General features: G+C 52.5%; 17 protein-coding genes. 10 read left to right on the top strand and 7 right to left on the bottom strand.

The window, feature by feature from the left end:
* Positions 1–2: 2 nt before the first annotated feature.
* The 5 genes from NBE99_RS02935 to NBE99_RS02915 form a co-directional block, all read right to left on the bottom strand.
* Complete coding sequence (locus NBE99_RS02935) at positions 3–719, bottom strand: heme oxygenase (biliverdin-producing) (protein WP_250683017.1); 717 nt, start codon at positions 717–719, stop codon at positions 3–5.
* 98 nt (positions 720–817) lie between these two features.
* Positions 818–2,209: an argininosuccinate lyase gene (argH, locus tag NBE99_RS02930; protein WP_250683016.1), complete on the bottom strand. Its 1,392-nt coding sequence runs from the start codon at positions 2,207–2,209 to the stop codon at positions 818–820.
* 15 nt (positions 2,210–2,224) lie between these two features.
* On the bottom strand, positions 2,225–2,422 hold the full coding sequence (locus tag NBE99_RS02925; RefSeq protein ID WP_250683015.1) for a hypothetical protein: 198 nt from the start codon (positions 2,420–2,422) through the stop codon (positions 2,225–2,227).
* 72 nt (positions 2,423–2,494) lie between these two features.
* Positions 2,495–3,487, bottom strand: a complete 993-nt coding sequence (locus NBE99_RS02920; RefSeq protein ID WP_250683014.1) for a GGDEF domain-containing protein — start codon at positions 3,485–3,487, stop codon at positions 2,495–2,497.
* Positions 3,488–3,636: 149 nt separating this feature from the next.
* Positions 3,637–3,885, bottom strand: a complete 249-nt coding sequence (locus NBE99_RS02915; protein ID WP_250683013.1) for a helix-turn-helix domain-containing protein — start codon at positions 3,883–3,885, stop codon at positions 3,637–3,639.
* Positions 3,886–4,074: 189 nt separating this feature from the next.
* Here NBE99_RS02915 and NBE99_RS02910 point away from each other — a divergent pair, with 189 nt between their 5' ends.
* From NBE99_RS02910 to urtE, 8 genes are all read left to right on the top strand, one after another.
* A complete protein-coding gene (locus tag NBE99_RS02910) occupies positions 4,075–4,377 on the top strand; it encodes a helix-turn-helix domain-containing protein (RefSeq protein WP_250683012.1) in 303 nt (100 codons plus the stop codon).
* Positions 4,378–4,499: 122 nt separating this feature from the next.
* Positions 4,500–5,708 carry a (E)-4-hydroxy-3-methylbut-2-enyl-diphosphate synthase gene (gene ispG / locus NBE99_RS02905; RefSeq protein ID WP_250683011.1) on the top strand — a complete coding sequence of 403 codons (1,209 nt, stop codon included), beginning with the start codon at positions 4,500–4,502 and terminating at the stop codon, positions 5,706–5,708.
* 30 nt (positions 5,709–5,738) lie between these two features.
* Positions 5,739–6,083, top strand: coding sequence for a histidine triad nucleotide-binding protein (locus NBE99_RS02900; protein ID WP_250683010.1), 345 nt, complete (start codon positions 5,739–5,741; stop codon positions 6,081–6,083).
* 137 nt (positions 6,084–6,220) lie between these two features.
* A complete protein-coding gene (gene urtA / locus NBE99_RS02895) occupies positions 6,221–7,534 on the top strand; it encodes an urea ABC transporter substrate-binding protein (protein WP_250683009.1) in 1,314 nt (437 codons plus the stop codon).
* Positions 7,535–7,645: 111 nt separating this feature from the next.
* Positions 7,646–8,803 carry an ABC transporter permease subunit gene (locus NBE99_RS02890; RefSeq protein ID WP_250683008.1) on the top strand — a complete coding sequence of 386 codons (1,158 nt, stop codon included), beginning with the start codon at positions 7,646–7,648 and terminating at the stop codon, positions 8,801–8,803.
* Positions 8,796–9,974: an urea ABC transporter permease subunit UrtC gene (urtC, locus tag NBE99_RS02885; protein WP_250683007.1), complete on the top strand. Its 1,179-nt coding sequence runs from the start codon at positions 8,796–8,798 to the stop codon at positions 9,972–9,974. The genes NBE99_RS02890 and urtC overlap by 8 nt, the downstream gene beginning before the upstream one ends.
* On the top strand, positions 9,971–10,744 hold the full coding sequence (gene urtD, locus NBE99_RS02880) for an urea ABC transporter ATP-binding protein UrtD (RefSeq protein WP_250683006.1): 774 nt from the start codon (positions 9,971–9,973) through the stop codon (positions 10,742–10,744). Before urtC ends, urtD begins: the two co-directional genes overlap by 4 nt.
* Before the next feature lie 50 nt (positions 10,745–10,794).
* The gene (urtE, locus tag NBE99_RS02875) at positions 10,795–11,499 is read left to right on the top strand and encodes an urea ABC transporter ATP-binding subunit UrtE (RefSeq protein ID WP_315897305.1); all 705 of its coding nucleotides are present in this window, start codon (positions 10,795–10,797) and stop codon (positions 11,497–11,499) included.
* Here the strand turns inward: urtE and NBE99_RS02870 are convergent.
* Positions 11,496–12,827 carry a MotA/TolQ/ExbB proton channel family protein gene (locus NBE99_RS02870; RefSeq protein ID WP_250683004.1) on the bottom strand — a complete coding sequence of 444 codons (1,332 nt, stop codon included), beginning with the start codon at positions 12,825–12,827 and terminating at the stop codon, positions 11,496–11,498. The genes urtE and NBE99_RS02870 overlap by 4 nt on opposite strands.
* Before the next feature lie 47 nt (positions 12,828–12,874).
* Entirely contained in the window at positions 12,875–13,813 is a 939-nt protein-coding gene (locus tag NBE99_RS02865; protein WP_250683003.1) for a bile acid:sodium symporter family protein, read from the bottom strand.
* 561 nt (positions 13,814–14,374) lie between these two features.
* Between NBE99_RS02865 and NBE99_RS02860 the strand changes: the two genes are divergently transcribed.
* Positions 14,375–15,520: a response regulator gene (locus NBE99_RS02860; RefSeq protein WP_250683002.1), complete on the top strand. Its 1,146-nt coding sequence runs from the start codon at positions 14,375–14,377 to the stop codon at positions 15,518–15,520.
* Positions 15,517–15,891: a response regulator transcription factor gene (locus NBE99_RS02855; RefSeq protein WP_250683001.1), complete on the top strand. Its 375-nt coding sequence runs from the start codon at positions 15,517–15,519 to the stop codon at positions 15,889–15,891. Before NBE99_RS02860 ends, NBE99_RS02855 begins: the two co-directional genes overlap by 4 nt.
* Positions 15,892–15,915: the final 24 nt, after the last annotated feature.

The following is a 15,915-nucleotide window of genomic DNA, read 5'->3' as shown; positions in this document are numbered from 1 at the left end:
CGCTACTCAGCAGTGGCCAATTCGGTGCTGCCGCGCTGTTTGCGACGAGTGAGGGTATTAAAGAGCAACTGACCAATCGCTTTGATAAGATTACCCTCCAGTTCTTGGAAGATCTTCATGTTCATACCAAAGGCGGCATTGGCCTCATCCACAATCCGCTGCGCTGTTGCTTCATCTACCGCCAGTTCATCGAGGCGTTGGCGATAGAGTTGCTTAAAGGCTTTTTCGTCACTAATGGATTCAAAGCGATAAAAAGCGGTACCCTCGCCATCTTGCAGGTTCATGGCACGCTCGGCAATCCCCTTGAGAATTTGTCCGCCGGAAAGATCTCCAAGGTAGCGGGTGTAGGAGTGAGCCACCAACAGTTCTGGGGCAGTATTGGCCACTTCATGAATGCGGGCTACATAGGCCTGCGTGGCGGGGGAGGGAGTAATTTCGTCGCGCCAGTTGGCACCAAAGTAATAAGTGAGATCTCGCTCAAGGCTGTTTTTGCGGTTCAGTTCTGGAAAGTAAATTTTGCCAACAATGGGATGGTCTTTGAGCCGCTCCATCTCCTGTTCCATGGCACTGTAAATGTGATAGAGGCTGGCAACGAGCTTGCGGTAAGAGCTTTTTTCCACGGTGCCTTTGAGGAAGCAGCGGACAAAGCCAACATTTTCAGCCATGGTATGGGCTTTTTTCGTGCCTTCGCGCAATTTCGTCGCTAGAGACGTCGTCATCACGAGATCCTTCTTAAAAGTTTGCAACGTTTTGTTTCTAAAAGCGACCGTAAGAACAGTCTATTTCTCAGGCTAAGGGTAAATGACACCGTTTTTCATTAAAAATCATTAAGGCGATCGCGAGCCGCAGCAAGGGCTTGGCGCACCTGATCAAACCCCGTCCCGCCATAGCTATTGCGGGCAGCCACCACCTGTCGCGGTGCGATCCGTTCGTAAATATCCGCTGCAAAGGCGGGGTGTAGGGCTTGCCATTCCTCGAGGGTGAGGTCTTTGAGGAACTTTCCTTGAGCAAGGCAGTTTTTCACCACCTGACCCACGAGGTTGTAGGCCTCACGAAAGGGCACCCCCTTGCTGGCCAAGTAATCCGCCACATCCGTCGCATTGGCAAAATCACTCTCGACAGCCGCCGCCAAGCGGTGCGGTTGAAACACGACGCCCTCCGCCATCAGGATCGTCATCGCCTCTAGGCAGGCACGGACAGTATCCACGGCATCGAAAAGAGCCTCTTTATCCTCTTGCAAGTCTTTGTTGTAAGCCAAGGGCAGCCCCTTCATGATCACCAAGAGCGCTTGCAAATGGCCAAACACTCGCCCCGTTTTTCCCCGCACTAACTCCGGCACATCGGGATTTTTCTTTTGGGGCATGATGCTAGAGCCAGTGGCACAGGTATCGCTGAGCTTGACAAAGGCAAACTCCTCGGAAGCCCACAGAATAATCTCCTCCGAGAGGCGCGACAGGTGCACCATGATCAAGCTAGCCGCGCAGAGAAATTCAATGGCAAAATCGCGATCGCTGACGGCATCGAGGCTATTGCGATAGGGTTCGCGAAAGCCCAACAATTCTGCGGTGTAGTGGCGATCGATGGGAAAGGTAGTGCCCGCCAGTGCTCCCGCCCCCAAGGGAGAGACATTCACCCGCTCACGAATTTGTTGCAGTCGCTCGATGTCCCGCGCTGCCATTTCCACATAGGCCAGCAGATGGTGAGCTAAGCTCAGAGGTTGTGCCCGTTGCAGGTGGGTGTAACCGGGGATGAGCGTTTCCCCATGGGATTCTGCTAAGTCCAAAAGAGTACGCTGCCACTGTCGCAGTTGCTGAAGAATGTGGTCAATTTCTGAGCGCAAATAGAGGCGAATATCGGTGCCCACCTGATCGTTGCGCGATCGCGCCGTGTGCAGTTTTTTGCCCACATCCCCTACCAATTCCGTGAGGCGGCGTTCGACAGCAAAATGCACGTCCTCCGCTTCGATACCAGGCGTAAACTGGCCAGCGCGATATTCTTGGCGAATTTGCTCAAGGCCTTGGATCAGCGTTTCTGCTTCCTCAGGGGAAATAATCCCTGTTTTTGCCAGCATGCGCGCATGGGCTTGGGAGCCGGTGAGATCGTACTCAATGAGGCGAATGTCAAAGCCAATACTGGCATTGAAGCGGGCGATCGCCGGATGGAGGGCTTGTTCAAAGCGCTGGCTCCAAGGTTGGGGTTGGGCACTCACAGGCAAATCTCAGGGCTAAAAATTCAGGAGCTTGCCAAAGATCCAGCCAATGGCGAGGCCAATAATCAGTGCCCACAGTTGGCCAGAATCGACAAAGTTTGCCCACGCTTTAGAAACGTCTTCCCCCAAGGTGTCTTTGAATTTCTGCGCCACGATAATCTGCGGCTCAATCGTGATTTGACTGGCAATAAAGTAATTGGGTGCAGTATTCATAGCCATTAGCGGAAACGCAACTCAAGTTTATCCTAGCGGAGGTGGGGGCGATCGCCAACCGCTATCACAACACTAAGGATTGGAAGGTGCATTGGGTGACCACGTCAGCAGAACACAGCGATCGCGCCCCGCTTGCTTCGCCTGATAAAGCGCCACATCAGCAATAGCAAAAATCTCTGTTAGCGTTGCCCTATTCCTAGCAGGCACAAAACATAGCCCTCCACTCACGGTGATGTAGGGATGACATGCTGCCTTTGATTGAAGGATTTTTAGCTCCCGCACATGGTTGCGCATCCGATTGAGAATTTGCAGCGCTGTTTCAGCAGAAAGGCAGGCCAGCACCAAGGTAAACTCCTCACCCCCATAGCGGGCAATAGCATCGTTAGAGCGCACATGTGCCTTTAGGGTGTGAGCTACCTGTTGCAGCACGCGATCGCCCGCCAAGTGACCATAGCAGTCGTTATAGGCCTTAAAGTCATCAATATCAATTAACGCCAGCGTCAAGGGGTGGCCTTGAACTTGCGCCTCCTGCCAAAGACGACTCAAGGCTTTGTCAAAAAAACGACGATTCCCTAAAGCCGTTAGCGGATCCCGTTGGGCAAGGATTTGTAGCTGCTGTCTTTCCTGCTCTAGGGTCTGCTGGCGCTGTTGCAATTCCGTCACAAGGGCGACTTGCCGAGCCAGTTCTGCCTGTAGTTGCTGTAACTGGGCAGCGAGTAACTGCTGATTGTGGCAAAAGCTAGGCACAATCCGTGTCAAAATTGCAGGTTCGCCATCCAGATTGATACCAATGCCTTCAATGACCCAATGATTGGTTTCAGGCTGAGGAATCGGAAAATGAGCAGCCAACATCTGGGCATTGCCTTGGCACAGCTTTAACCATGCCTGTACCTGATCCTGCGATTGTTGGAGCAGCACTGCGAGGGATTGACCTATCAATTCTTGGGCATCCTGTTGCCAAAAGAGCGAGGCACCATCGTTGATTGCCAGAATTTCACCGTTACTGTTCACGATCGCGATCGGCTCTGGAAAAAGGCGAATATACTCAGTAAGTGTGCCCTTCATTTGTTTTGTTCAAGCCTAATCAAAGGAATGGTTGTACTAATAAGAAATATTTCAGGAACACACTGAAAGATTAAAGATTATTTACCAAGATAAAACTTTCTAATTGTTAGGCTACACTAAAGATAGATAGTTAGAGATAAAAATAAAAATTAATCCGAGGGCGACTGACAACTATAGTAATCGGGGAAAACAACGTAAAGGGGCTTTTCAAGAATCGTTGCTATTTCCTTCTCAATCATTGCTGAGCGGGAACGGCCACGAATAACTGCCGATACACAGTGGCGAGAAACCCCTAGCTTTTGGCCGATTTTTGCGCCATTCCAATCCCGTTTCCGCAGTTCTGCCTTAATGTCCTCAGGATGCATAGCGGTGTCATCAATCTGCGCCCAACAACTCAATGCTAGTTGCGAGAACCCATGTTGTCAAGCGACAACTTTTGACAGAGTAGCGGGGGGTGTTCATTGGCAAGGTTGACATGTAAAGTTATTCAAAGACATGCTGCCCTTTCTAAGGGCGTATCTAGGTTCCGCATGGTGAGTTCACTCTCTCGAAAACAACTCTCCAAACTGCTACGTCAAAAGCGGGGGATGCGCAGTCAACGTGCCTTTGCTGCTGAGCTAGGGATCTCCTACACCTGCTTGCAGAAATGGGAAAAGATGGTCTTATTTCCGAATACCGAAAACCTATTAAAGTTATGTCGTGTTTTTGGGTTTGATGATTTGGAGAGCTTTATTGCCTACCTCAATCAAACCGATGTCACAATTCATGCCGAAGAGCAACTGGTCAATGAAATTGTTGCTAAAGTGCGCCACTTACCAGCTACCACCGCAGGTCGGGTACTGGAAACAGCCCTCCAGTGGTTAAAGAAAACTGCTGACAGGACGGACTAAGAGCTTCTTAAGTTCCCAGAGAGGGATAGCAAATGTTCACAGGGGCGATCGCCTGCCCCAGCTTGCCGCTTCTATGGCATTCTGAAAGGGAGAACTTGCGCGATACTGGCGAACCCAATCCTATGCAAACCCTGCCGACTCCAGTTCAATCTCTGCCAACAGAAACCACCATTGTCCGTCGCAAAACCCGTCCTGTACCTATCGGCTCTGTCATCATTGGTGGCGGTCATCCGGTGGCCGTGCAATCAATGATCAATGAAGACACCCTAGATATAGAAGGCTCAGTGGCCGCCATTCGTCGTCTCCATGAAATTGGCTGTGAAATTGTGCGGGTCACGGTGCCCAGCCTTGCCCATGCCAAAGCCATGGAAGAAATTCGCAATCGCCTTTACAAAACCTACAAACCTGTGCCCCTTGTCGCCGATGTTCACCACAACGGCATGAAAATTGCCCTCGAAGTCGCCAAGTATGTGGACAATGTGCGCATCAATCCGGGTCTATACGTCTTTGAGAAGCCCAAACCTGATCGCACCGAATATACCCAAGCCGAGTTTGAAGAAATTGGTGCCAAAATTCGCGAAACTCTTGAACCGCTGGTGATCTCCCTGCGGGATCAAGGCAAATCCATGCGCATTGGCGTGAATCATGGTTCCCTTTCGGAGCGAATGCTCTTTACCTATGGCGACACCCCTGAGGGCATGGTGGAGTCCGCCCTAGAATTTATCCGTATCTGCGAGTCTTTGAACTTCTATAACCTTGAAATTTCCCTCAAGGCCTCACGGGTACCCGTGATGATTGCCGCCAACCGCCTCATGGTCAAGCGCATGGATGAACTGGGCATGGATTATCCTCTCCACTTGGGAGTTACCGAAGCCGGCGATGGCGAGTATGGCCGTATCAAATCCACCGCGGGCATTGCCACCCTCCTCGCCGAGGGCATTGGCGATACGATTCGTGTCTCCCTCACTGAAGCCCCCGAAAAAGAAATCCCGGTTTGCTACGGCATTTTGCAGGCCTTGGGACTACGGCGAACCATGGTGGAGTATGTGGCCTGTCCCTCCTGTGGCCGTACCCTCTTTAATCTTGAGGAAGTGCTGCACAAAGTCCGCGAAGCAACCAAACACCTGACGGGTCTCAACATTGCCGTCATGGGCTGCATTGTCAATGGTCCGGGGGAAATGGCCGACGCCGACTATGGCTATGTGGGCAAACAACCTGGCTACATCTCCCTCTATCGCGGTCGTGAGGAAGTCAAGAAAGTCCCTGAAGCCGAAGGAGTGGCTGCCCTTGTGGAATTAATCAAGGCGGACGGCCGCTGGGTCGATCCCTAAACCATGAGGCAATTGATGAGGAGTGACACCATGAGCACGGAGACGATTTTTAGCCGCATCATTCGCCGCGAGATTCCAGCGGATATTGTCCACGAGGATGAGCTGTGTCTGGCCTTTCGTGACATCAACCCCCAAGCCCCTGTGCATATTCTGGTGATCCCCAAAAAGCCGATTCCCCAACTCAGCTTGGCAGAACCGGCAGATCACCGTGTGCTGGGGCACCTGCTGCTGACGGCGAAACGCATTGCTGAGGCAGAGGGCTTAACGAATGGCTATCGGATTGTCATTAACAATGGCCCCGATGGCGGTCAAACCATCTATCATCTGCACCTACACCTCTTGGGCGGGCGAGCCATGCAGTGGCCACCGGGTTAAGGAGATACCGTTGTTTACTTAGCGTAATTCTTCTTAGGGAGCGATCGCCCAAACTTAGTAGCCTAGGATACAGTTTGCACCAATAACGTCCCCTTAACCTATGGGAGATTCTTGCTTATACGAGACAGCAAAACCCCATGGCTCAACAATTCGGACTCGGACGACGGAAGTTTTTGGTCTATGGCTCAGCTGCATTGGGAACGAGCCTACTCATCAAAGGCTGCGCCCCAGCCACACAAACGGGCGGCGGTGGACAAACCCCAGCTCCCAGTGGCAATCCGATCAAAGTGGGGATTCTCCACTCCCTGAGTGGCACGATGGCCATTAGTGAAAAGAGCGTGGTGGATGCTACCCAACTGGCCATTGAGCAAATCAACCAAGCGGGGGGGGTTCTTGGTAAGCAGATTGAAGCGATTCTAGAGGACGGGGCATCCGACTGGCCAACCTTTGCCGAAAAAGCCACAAAGCTCATTGATCAAGATAAGGTAGTGGCGGTGTTTGGCTGTTGGACCTCTGCTTCTCGCAAAGCTGTATTGCCGGTTTTTGAAGCTAAAAACCACATGCTGTGGTATCCCGTGCAGTACGAAGGCCAAGAGTGCTCAAAAAATATCTTCTACACTGGCGCGGCTCCCAACCAGCAAATTGAGCCAGCGGTGGATTGGCTGTTGCAAAACAAGGGGAAAAAATTCTTTCTTGTGGGTTCCGACTATGTCTTTCCCCGCACGGCCAACACCATTATCAAGGCACAACTGGCAGCCAAAGGCGGTGAAACCGTCGGGGAAGACTATCTCCCCTTGGGCAACACGGAAGTTACCCCTATCATCACAAAAATCCGCAATGCCTTGCCCGATGGTGGTGTGATTTTCAACACCCTCAATGGCGATAGCAACGTGGCCTTCTTCAAACAACTGCAAGGGGCTGGCCTAACGCCCGACAAATACCCAACCATGTCCGTCAGTATTGCTGAGGAAGAGGTTCAAGCCATCGGTGTCGAATATCTAAAGGGGCACTATGCCGCTTGGAACTACTTCATGACGGTGGAAACTCCCGAAAATAAATCCTTTGTGGAGGCCTTCAAAGCCAAGTTTGGCCAAAACCGCGTCACCAATGACCCAATGGAGGCCGCCTATATTGCTGTTCACCTGTGGAAGCAAGCGGTGGAGCAGGCAGGGACAGCCGACGATTTAGAAAAAGTGCGCCAAGCAGCGATTGGCCAGACCTTTAGTGCGCCTGAAGGGCCAGTGAAAATGTTCCCGAACCACCACATTTCCAAAACCGTGCGCATCGGTGAAGTAGGGGAAGATGGTCTCTTTAAGATTGTCTATTCCACACCTCAACCCGTAGATCCGCTGCCCTGGAACCAGTTTGTGGCGGAAACGAAGGGATTTGCCTGTGACTGGACGCGCACCGATGTGGATAACCCCGGCAAATTTAAGGCTGCGGGGGCTTGATTTCCTCATTTCCGCAATTTAGTAGTCCTGAAAACAGTTTTTGCCCCCCAAGGCGGTTGACGATCGCGGTTAACTGTCCGGGGTGGCTTTTTTCCCACAGGTTTGAGAACGATGACCTTTTTGCTAGAAAGTGTCTTCAATGGCATGAGTATTGGTGCGGTGTTGCTGTTAACCGCACTGGGGCTGGCGATCGTCTTTGGCATTATGGGCGTGATTAACCTTGCCCACGGTGAACTGATGATGCTGGGAGCCTACACCACCTTCGTGGTACAAAATGGCTTCCGCCAACTGGGGGAGGGTTGGTTTGATGCTTATCTATTGATAGCAGTGCCCTTGGCCTTTGGCGTTGCCGCTGGTGTCGGTCTCCTCCTTGAACGGGGAGTCATTCGCTATCTCTATGGTCGCCCCCTCGAAACCCTCTTGGCCACTTGGGGCGTGAGTTTGATCCTGCAACAGTTGGTGCGCAGTATCAGTTGGCAGATGACGCTGCAAATCGCCCTCTTTTGTCTGCTCTTCTTTGGTGGCCGCTGGCTCCTCTCCAAACGGGCGATCGCCCCCCGTTGGCAGGCTTGGGTAAGGCCAGTGTTACTAGTGCTCTCTGTCGGGATTGGCCTGACGGCTGGCTTTGTGGCTGGGGGCGCGGTGGGTCTGGCAATGACAAAGCCTTGGTTTGGCGCTCAGGGGGTGGATGTGACGGCCCCCAGTTGGCTGCGGGGAGGGGTGAATCTCTGGGGGGTGCAGTTTCCCTTTGTCCGCCTCTTTATTATTGCCCTGACGGCAGTGTGTCTGGTAGCGATTTACCTCTTTCTGCTGCGATCGCAATGGGGGCTACGGATTCGCGCTGTGACCCAAAACCGCAGTATGAGTGCCTGCTTGGGGATTCCCACTGAAACAGTGGATGCACTCACCTTTGCCCTTGGCTCTGGTCTAGCGGGGATAGCAGGGTGTGCCATTAGCCTCTTGGGTTCTGTGAGTCCGAATACAGGGCAGAACTACATTGTCGAAGCCTTCATGGTCGTGGTTGTTGGCGGCGTCGGTAAAATTGTTGGGTCAATCGTGGCTGCCCTTGGCATTGGCTTTGTCAATTATGTCATTGGTTCGGGGTTGATGACCCGCTTTCTTGAACCGCAAACGGCACTGTTTGACTTCTTTGAATTTTTTGCCAGTACCAGCATGGCACGGGTGATGGTCTTCATCCTGATCATTGCTTTCCTGCAAGTGCGTCCCGCTGGTCTTTTCCCACAAAAAGGACGGACGGTCGATGCCTAAGCTACCGCAGTTCTCCTTTCCCAAGGATCGTCTGAGTGGCCGCGAGTTATTCGTCGTGGTTGCTCTTGCCCTGATCCTGATTTTTCTGATGCCGCCGCTTTTGCCGGGCTTTCGTTTGGATCTCCTCCACCGCTATCTGGCCTTGGCTATTGTTGCTTTGGGAATTGATCTGATTTGGGGCTTTACAGGGTTGCTCAGCCTTGGCCATGGCATTTTCTTTGCTTTGGGGGGGTACGCGATCGCCATGCACCTGAAGTTGCAAGTACCCGCCACTGCCTCTAGCCCCTTACCCGACTTTATGATTCTCTACGGCGTCACGGAGTTGCCGTGGTTTTGGTATCCCTTCTATTCCTTTGCCTTTGCCGTAACAGCAGTGGTTTTGATTCCAGCCCTACTGGGGGCACTTTTGGGGTACCTTGTCTTTCGCAACCGCATTCGGGGGGTCTATTTTTCCATCCTTACCCAAGCGGCCATTATTGTCTTCTTTAACTTCTTCAATGGTCAGCAAAAGCTTTTTAACGGCACCAATGGTTTAACGGATTTTCAAACCCTGTTGGGGTTTCCTGTGCGCAGTCCCCAAACGCAGTATTGGTTCTATGTCCTGACGGTGATCTTTTTGGCTCTGGCCTATCTTCTCTGCCGTTGGCTGACTATGGGACGTTTTGGCCGGCTGCTGGTTGCCATCCGCGATGACGAAGCCCGTGTCCGCTTTTCGGGATACAACCCCACTAGTTATAAAGTACTCGTTTTTGCCATTTCCGCTGCCTTGGCGGGGATCGGGGGTGCCCTCTTTACCCTACGCACAGGCATTATCTCACCACGGGCAATGGATATTGCTTTCTCGATTGAGATGGTGATTTGGGTGGCGGTTGGCGGTCGTGCCAGCCTGATTGGGGCGGTACTGGGGGCACTTCTTGTCAACTTTGCCCGCAGCCTCCTCAGCGAACAGTTTGCCGATATTTGGCTGTTTTTCCAAGGGGCGCTTTTCCTCATGGTGGTCTTGGCGTTACCCAGCGGTATTGTTGGCTGGCTGCGTACGGAAGCCCCCAACCTGATCGCGAAACTTTGGGGACGGCCACAGCCCGTAGCCACCTATCCGGAGTTGGAGTTTGATCCGGAGGTGCAATACGAACGTGAAGTGCTCGAACAGGAGGGCAAACACTCACCGTGACATCACCACCAATTCTAGAAATTGAGGATCTCACTGTTAGCTTTGATGGTTTCAACGCCCTCAACCATCTTTCCTTTCGCATGCAGGCGGGGGAGCTACGGGTAATTATCGGCCCCAATGGTGCGGGTAAAACCACGTTCCTCGATGTCATTACGGGGAAAGTCAAGCCAACCCAGGGGCGAGTGCTCTTCAAGGGTCGCAATCTACGCCGCTACAGTGAGGATCAAATTGCCCGTATGGGCATTGGCCGTAAGTTTCAAACCCCCCGTGTCTATCTCAACCTTACAGTGCGGGAAAACTTGGAGTTGGTGGGGGCGCGCCACAAGAGGGTATGGGCAACCCTATTTCAGCGACCGTCGCGGCAGGAGCGCGATCGCCTACAAACCCTCATTGACACCATTGGTCTGCGGCCAAAGGCAAACTTTCCGGCAGGACTCCTCTCCCACGGTGAAAAGCAATGGCTAGAAATTGGCATGCTGGTGGCACAATCCCCAGATTTGCTGCTGGTGGATGAGCCCGTTGCCGGCCTTACCGATGAGGAAACACACCTCACAGGGGAGCTACTGCTGGCCTTGGCCGAAAGCCATTCCATTATTGTGATTGAGCACGATATGGAGTTTGTGCGCCAAATTGCCCGCACGGTGACGGTGCTCCATGAAGGCTCAGTGCTCTGCGAAGGTTCGATTGCAGAAGTCCAAAACGACCCCCGTGTCATTGAAGTCTATCTCGGCGCCCCCCTTGAAGAATCCCACTCGACGAAACAGCCATGACCCCCGTTGATCACTATCCCCTCCCCACAACAGCGGTAGATGCCGATTGGATGCTGCGCATTCGTGGCCTCAATGTCTATTACGGTGAAAGCCACATCCTATGGGACATTGACCTGAGTGTGCCCACTGGCAAAATGGTGTGCCTGATTGGTCGCAATGGTGTCGGCAAAACGACTCTCTTGAAAACCATTATTGGCCTGCTCAAGCCCCGCAGTGGTCAACTGGACTGTCAAGGTTTTTCACTGCTACCTCTGCGTCCTGATCAGCGCGCCAAGTTGGGAATTGCCTATGTGCCCCAAGGTCGGGAAATCATTCCTCAATTGACGGTCAAAGAAAACCTGCTGCTCGGCTTGGAGGCTTGTCCTCGGTCAAGGGTTAGGGGGAAACAGGAGATTCCGGAGGAAATTTTTGAGCTATTTCCTGTGCTGAAGAAAATGCTCTACCGCATGGGAGGAGATTTAAGCGGTGGTCAGCAGCAGCAGTTGGCGATCGCCCGCGCCCTGATGGGACAACCGAAACTCCTCCTTTTGGATGAACCCACTGAAGGCATTCAACCCTCTATTATCTTGGAGATTGAGGCAGCTGTGCGTCGCATTATTGCCGCCCGAGGCCTTTCTGTCCTCCTAGTGGAGCAACACCTCCACTTTGTCCGTGAGGCGGACTGGTACTATGCGATGCAAAAGGGGGGTATTGTTGCCTCTGGTCCCACCAGTGATCTCAGTCAAGAAGTGATTCAACGATTCCTCGCGGTCTAGCGATCGGCCGCTTCCAAGGAGCTAGGTTGCTCCACAAGGGTCACACGGCGGGGTTGAGCCAATTGTCGCAGCACCGGTTGCAGATTCGCCAAGGTGTGGTTGAGGCTATCAAGCAGCAGTTGCAAATTGCCGGTATCCGCTAGCGCCTGCAAGGCTTGATGGAGCGTCTCTAGAAGTTGCAGCCGCTGTTGCAGCGTGCGATCGCTCTCAGCCAAGAGTTGAGCAATGTATTGGCTCTGTTGCCGCAGTTCCTGGGCAATGGCGGTCTGTTCCTGATTGACACGCGCCAGTAGTTCCCCTTGGCTGTGCTGAATTTGGGTCACGAGGCGCTCAAACTGCTCAATGGACTGTTGCTGACGCTCCTCCAGTGTGGCCACAAATTGCTGTCGATCCCTGACCACGGCACGGGCTAGTTGATTTAAGTTGTCCAACAGTTGTTGTAGCCGTTCCTCCGTGGGCAACTCCGCGCGAATTGTTTCCTGAACCACTTCTTGGAGAGTTTCGCGATCCACCCCTGCGGGCGTATTCGTAACGGGGAGGCGGGGCAGCAGTTGATCGTTAATGTAGGTGTCAATTTGCAGCAGCAGCTTATTCTCCCAGCGCTCAACAATCACCATCGGGATCATGACTAGAACACTCAGCACCAAGGCCACGAGTGTGGTATCAAAGGCAACCGCTAGCCCCGTCGTTACACCGCCAATCCCCTCCTTGATTTGGTTCACGTCCTGAGCCGTCTCCAAAAAACTGGAAAAGCCACTGACCGCTTGGCTAATCCCAACCACGGTGCCAATAAAGCCCAACAAGGGAATCGCCCAGACTAGGACACGGGGAATCGTATAGGAGGCATCGGTGACTGCTGCGGCACTGCCACTATCTTCTGCGGCGGCTTCAACGGCAATCTCTCGCTGGCCACTACTGAGAAACACTCCTAAAACACGGGCACAGCGATTGGGCAGCAGCGTCCGCCGTTGGGCAAGGGTTTGCTGCAATTGCAAAATATCCCGCATCGAGATGAAGGGATAGTTGGCGGGGATCCAGATTTGCCGCAGACTGGGTGCTTGCTGAAAGAGGGCGATCGCCTTCAAAATCGTAAACACCAAGACGATCCAAGCAAAAAAGACGGCCACCGGTTGTGTCCATCCGCGATTGAGCAGCAGTTGGCCAATGTACGTCCCTTGGAGCGGCAAAAAGAAAATGTAAAGGATCACTGTGGCAACAGCAGCGATCGCCAGCGCTAACCAAAGAGGAACTGTGAGATCATGACGGGGGATTGCCACTGGGGTGAATGAGGGGGCAGTTGTTGTCGACACGGGAGAAGAAGCTGTCATGACGATACTCAGGGCGCAAACATTTTTCAATCTATCGTGAAGGAGCCTCAAATTTTGGGAACTGCTGCTCCCTGCTGCCACCGCCAAATACCTGCCAAGAGACTACCCATCAGGGAATGAACAACCCCAGAAATTGCACAGGGTACTGCGGTAAGCGGATTCGCAAAGGCTTGCCGCGCCAGCGCCACTCCTAACCCAGAGTTTTGCATGCCCACCTCGATGGCGATCGTCCGACAGGTGCGTTCCGAATAGCCCACTGCTCGTGCGAGGTAATAACCGCCGAGGAAGCCCAAACTGTGGAGGGAAACAACGGCTGCCAACAGTTGCAAACCATGACTGAGAATCGCCTTGGCACTCGCCGCAAACACGCCACCGCAAATGACACAAATACCCAACACTGAAACAAAGGGAGAAATGGGGAGTACTTTTTTCACCAAGTTGGGCGCTTTGGTGTTCAAAGCTAAGCCGACGAGAATCGGCAGCAACACCACCTGTACCGTTCCCCAGAATAACTGGAGTGCATTGACTTCGACATATTGACCCGCCAAGAGCTTGGTTAACAGGGGGGTCAAAATAATCGCTGCCAGCGTTGAGCACAGCGTCATGACCACTGACAACGCCACATGGGCGCGCGCAATAAACGTCACCACATTCGAGGCCGTCCCCCCGGGGCAGCAAGCCACCAAAATCAGCCCCACGGCAAAGGGGGTGGGTAACTGGTATAGCTGGGCAACCAGCCATCCTGCAGTTGGCATAATCACGTACTGGGCGACAAAGCCTAGGACTACGGTGCGGGGCATCAGACCTACGGCTTGGAACTCTTGCCAAGTCAGGGTGATCCCCATACCGAGCATGACAATCATCAGGATCCAGACAATGAGATCACTACTCACCCACAAAAAGAGGGGTGGATACAGCAGCGCCACAATTGCCGTAAGCAGCACCCAGAGAGGAAATAAGTTAGTCAACCATTCGAGGGGAGACATCAAAACGAACCTACGGTGTGCTGACGTTGCAGAGGCAAAAAGAAGCCATTTTGCCCTTTTATGTACAATAGATGCTATTGTTACTATCAGATAATCAAATCAGTATTGCCTCTTTTGCAACACTTATCAAGCCCCCCTTTTAGAATCCGCCTCAACTGTTTTCCTTAATATAATGTGTCAGGTGTCTAGACAAAAAGCGTTAAGTAGAATACATTTTCCAACGGGACGCGAGGCTTAGAATAAGGATTACAGCAAAAATACTGAAAAATCGACAGATTGGGAGGGGGTATGATTCGAAGGATGGGAGTAGCGACAGCGCTCCTCGAAGGTGAGGCTGCACATCATAAGGAGTAGCAGCCTATCATACAGTGAATTTTGGGGCATTCGATCTTAAGAAAAAAGCGGCAAACCAGCCTGCTTTTGAAACAAGTTCAAAGTTTGAATATTGGGTACTGGTAATTCTCTGACACAAACAGTGCCAAAAAATTTACGAGTTCTTCAACGCAGTAGTTCTCTGTTGCTGAGTCGGTGGTTTATCAGATTGTCAAAGGTACGACTTCTATGACGACGAGTACACCTACGTCAAGTTCAGTAGCGCAAGTGGGCGACAAAGCATTGGCATTTCCCGCACGAGTGATCCAAAAGGTGATTGGCGATCGCCTCTCCGGTCACTTAACCTTTACCGATCCGAAGGATTCCTCCATCGGCTGGAACCTCTATGTCGGCAATGGTCAACTGCATTACGCCAATAGCACTGTCGGGCATCAGGAACGCTTCAACTACCTGTGTCAACGCTATTGCCCCCAACTCAGCACCACATTGGCAGCCGATGAAACGGAGTATCAGTATCTCTGTCGTCTTTGGCAACAGGGGCAATTGACCCTTCCCCAACTGCGTAAGCTGCTCTTTCTCTTTAGTCAAGAAGCGCTGGTTCATATCTTTGCCATGCCCCAAGCCTCAGTGCGGGTGGAGCGAGTGGCGGGTCTCGATCACTTGGTGCTCTGTGTGCCGATCAAGCAAACCCTGAGTCACCTGCGGCAAGCCATTACCCAAGCGGTACAGGTGCGCACCTATTTGAACTCGCCGCTGCAACGGCTGGTGCTCACCACCACTGAGCGAATTCCCGCTGATCTGTGGCCGATGGATTATGGCGGCGATATTGCCGCTGCATTGCCTCAACTCTTGGAGCAGACACCTGTACTCTATGAGGTGGCGACTCAATTGCGCATGGAGGCGATCGCCACTGCCCAGTTACTGCAACCCGCCCTCGTGAATGGGTTGATTGCTCAGCATCCCTACAATGCGCCCACTAGTGATACCCGTCCCATTGTCGCCTGTATTGACGACAGTCGCACCATTCAGCGCAACGTCCGCCTCATTTTGGAGACCTGTGGTTATCGGGTACTGGGCTTGATGGAGCCGACCCATGCCCTGAGTGCCCTCAATGACACCAAGCCTAACTTAGTCTTGATGGATATCTCGATGCCAGAAATGGATGGCTACGAGCTGTGCCGTCAGCTGCGGCAGACGGAAACCCTTAAGGATGTGCCAGTGGTCATGCTCACAGGGCGCGATGGGTTAGTGGATCGGATTCGGGCACGCATGGTGGGTGCAACGGATTATTTAACGAAGCCCTTTACCCCACAGGAGTTACTATCGTTAGCAGAGCGATTTACCCAGACTGCGGCGATGGAGAGTCATTCATGAAGCAGGTGCTAGTCGTTGAGGATTCCCGCACAGAGCAAACCATGATTGTCTCAATTTTAGAGAAATTGGGACACCAAACCCACGTGGCGGAAACAGCAGAAAAAGCAATGGAATGGTTGGCCAGTCATCAGCCCCCCGATTTGATTGTGCTTGATATTGTGATGCCCGGCGTCAATGGTTTGGAACTGTGTCGGGAAGTGCGGGCAAACCCCCTCCTCAAGACAGTACCGATTATCTTTTGCTCTTCTAAGGATCAGGACTTTGATCGATTCTGGGCATTGCGTCAGGGGGGCAATGCCTACATTACCAAGCCCTTTGAACCCGAAGAGTTGATTGAAACCATCAACGAATACCTACCGCCGCTGTCTTAATTTGAAGTCCTAATTTGAAATGAT

Source organism: Thermosynechococcus sp. HN-54, assembly GCF_023650955.1.
Lineage (GTDB): Bacteria > Cyanobacteriota > Cyanobacteriia > Thermosynechococcales > Thermosynechococcaceae > Thermosynechococcus.
Note: the sequence above shows the minus strand (reverse complement) of the source record. Positions and strands in the feature narration are given on the sequence as shown.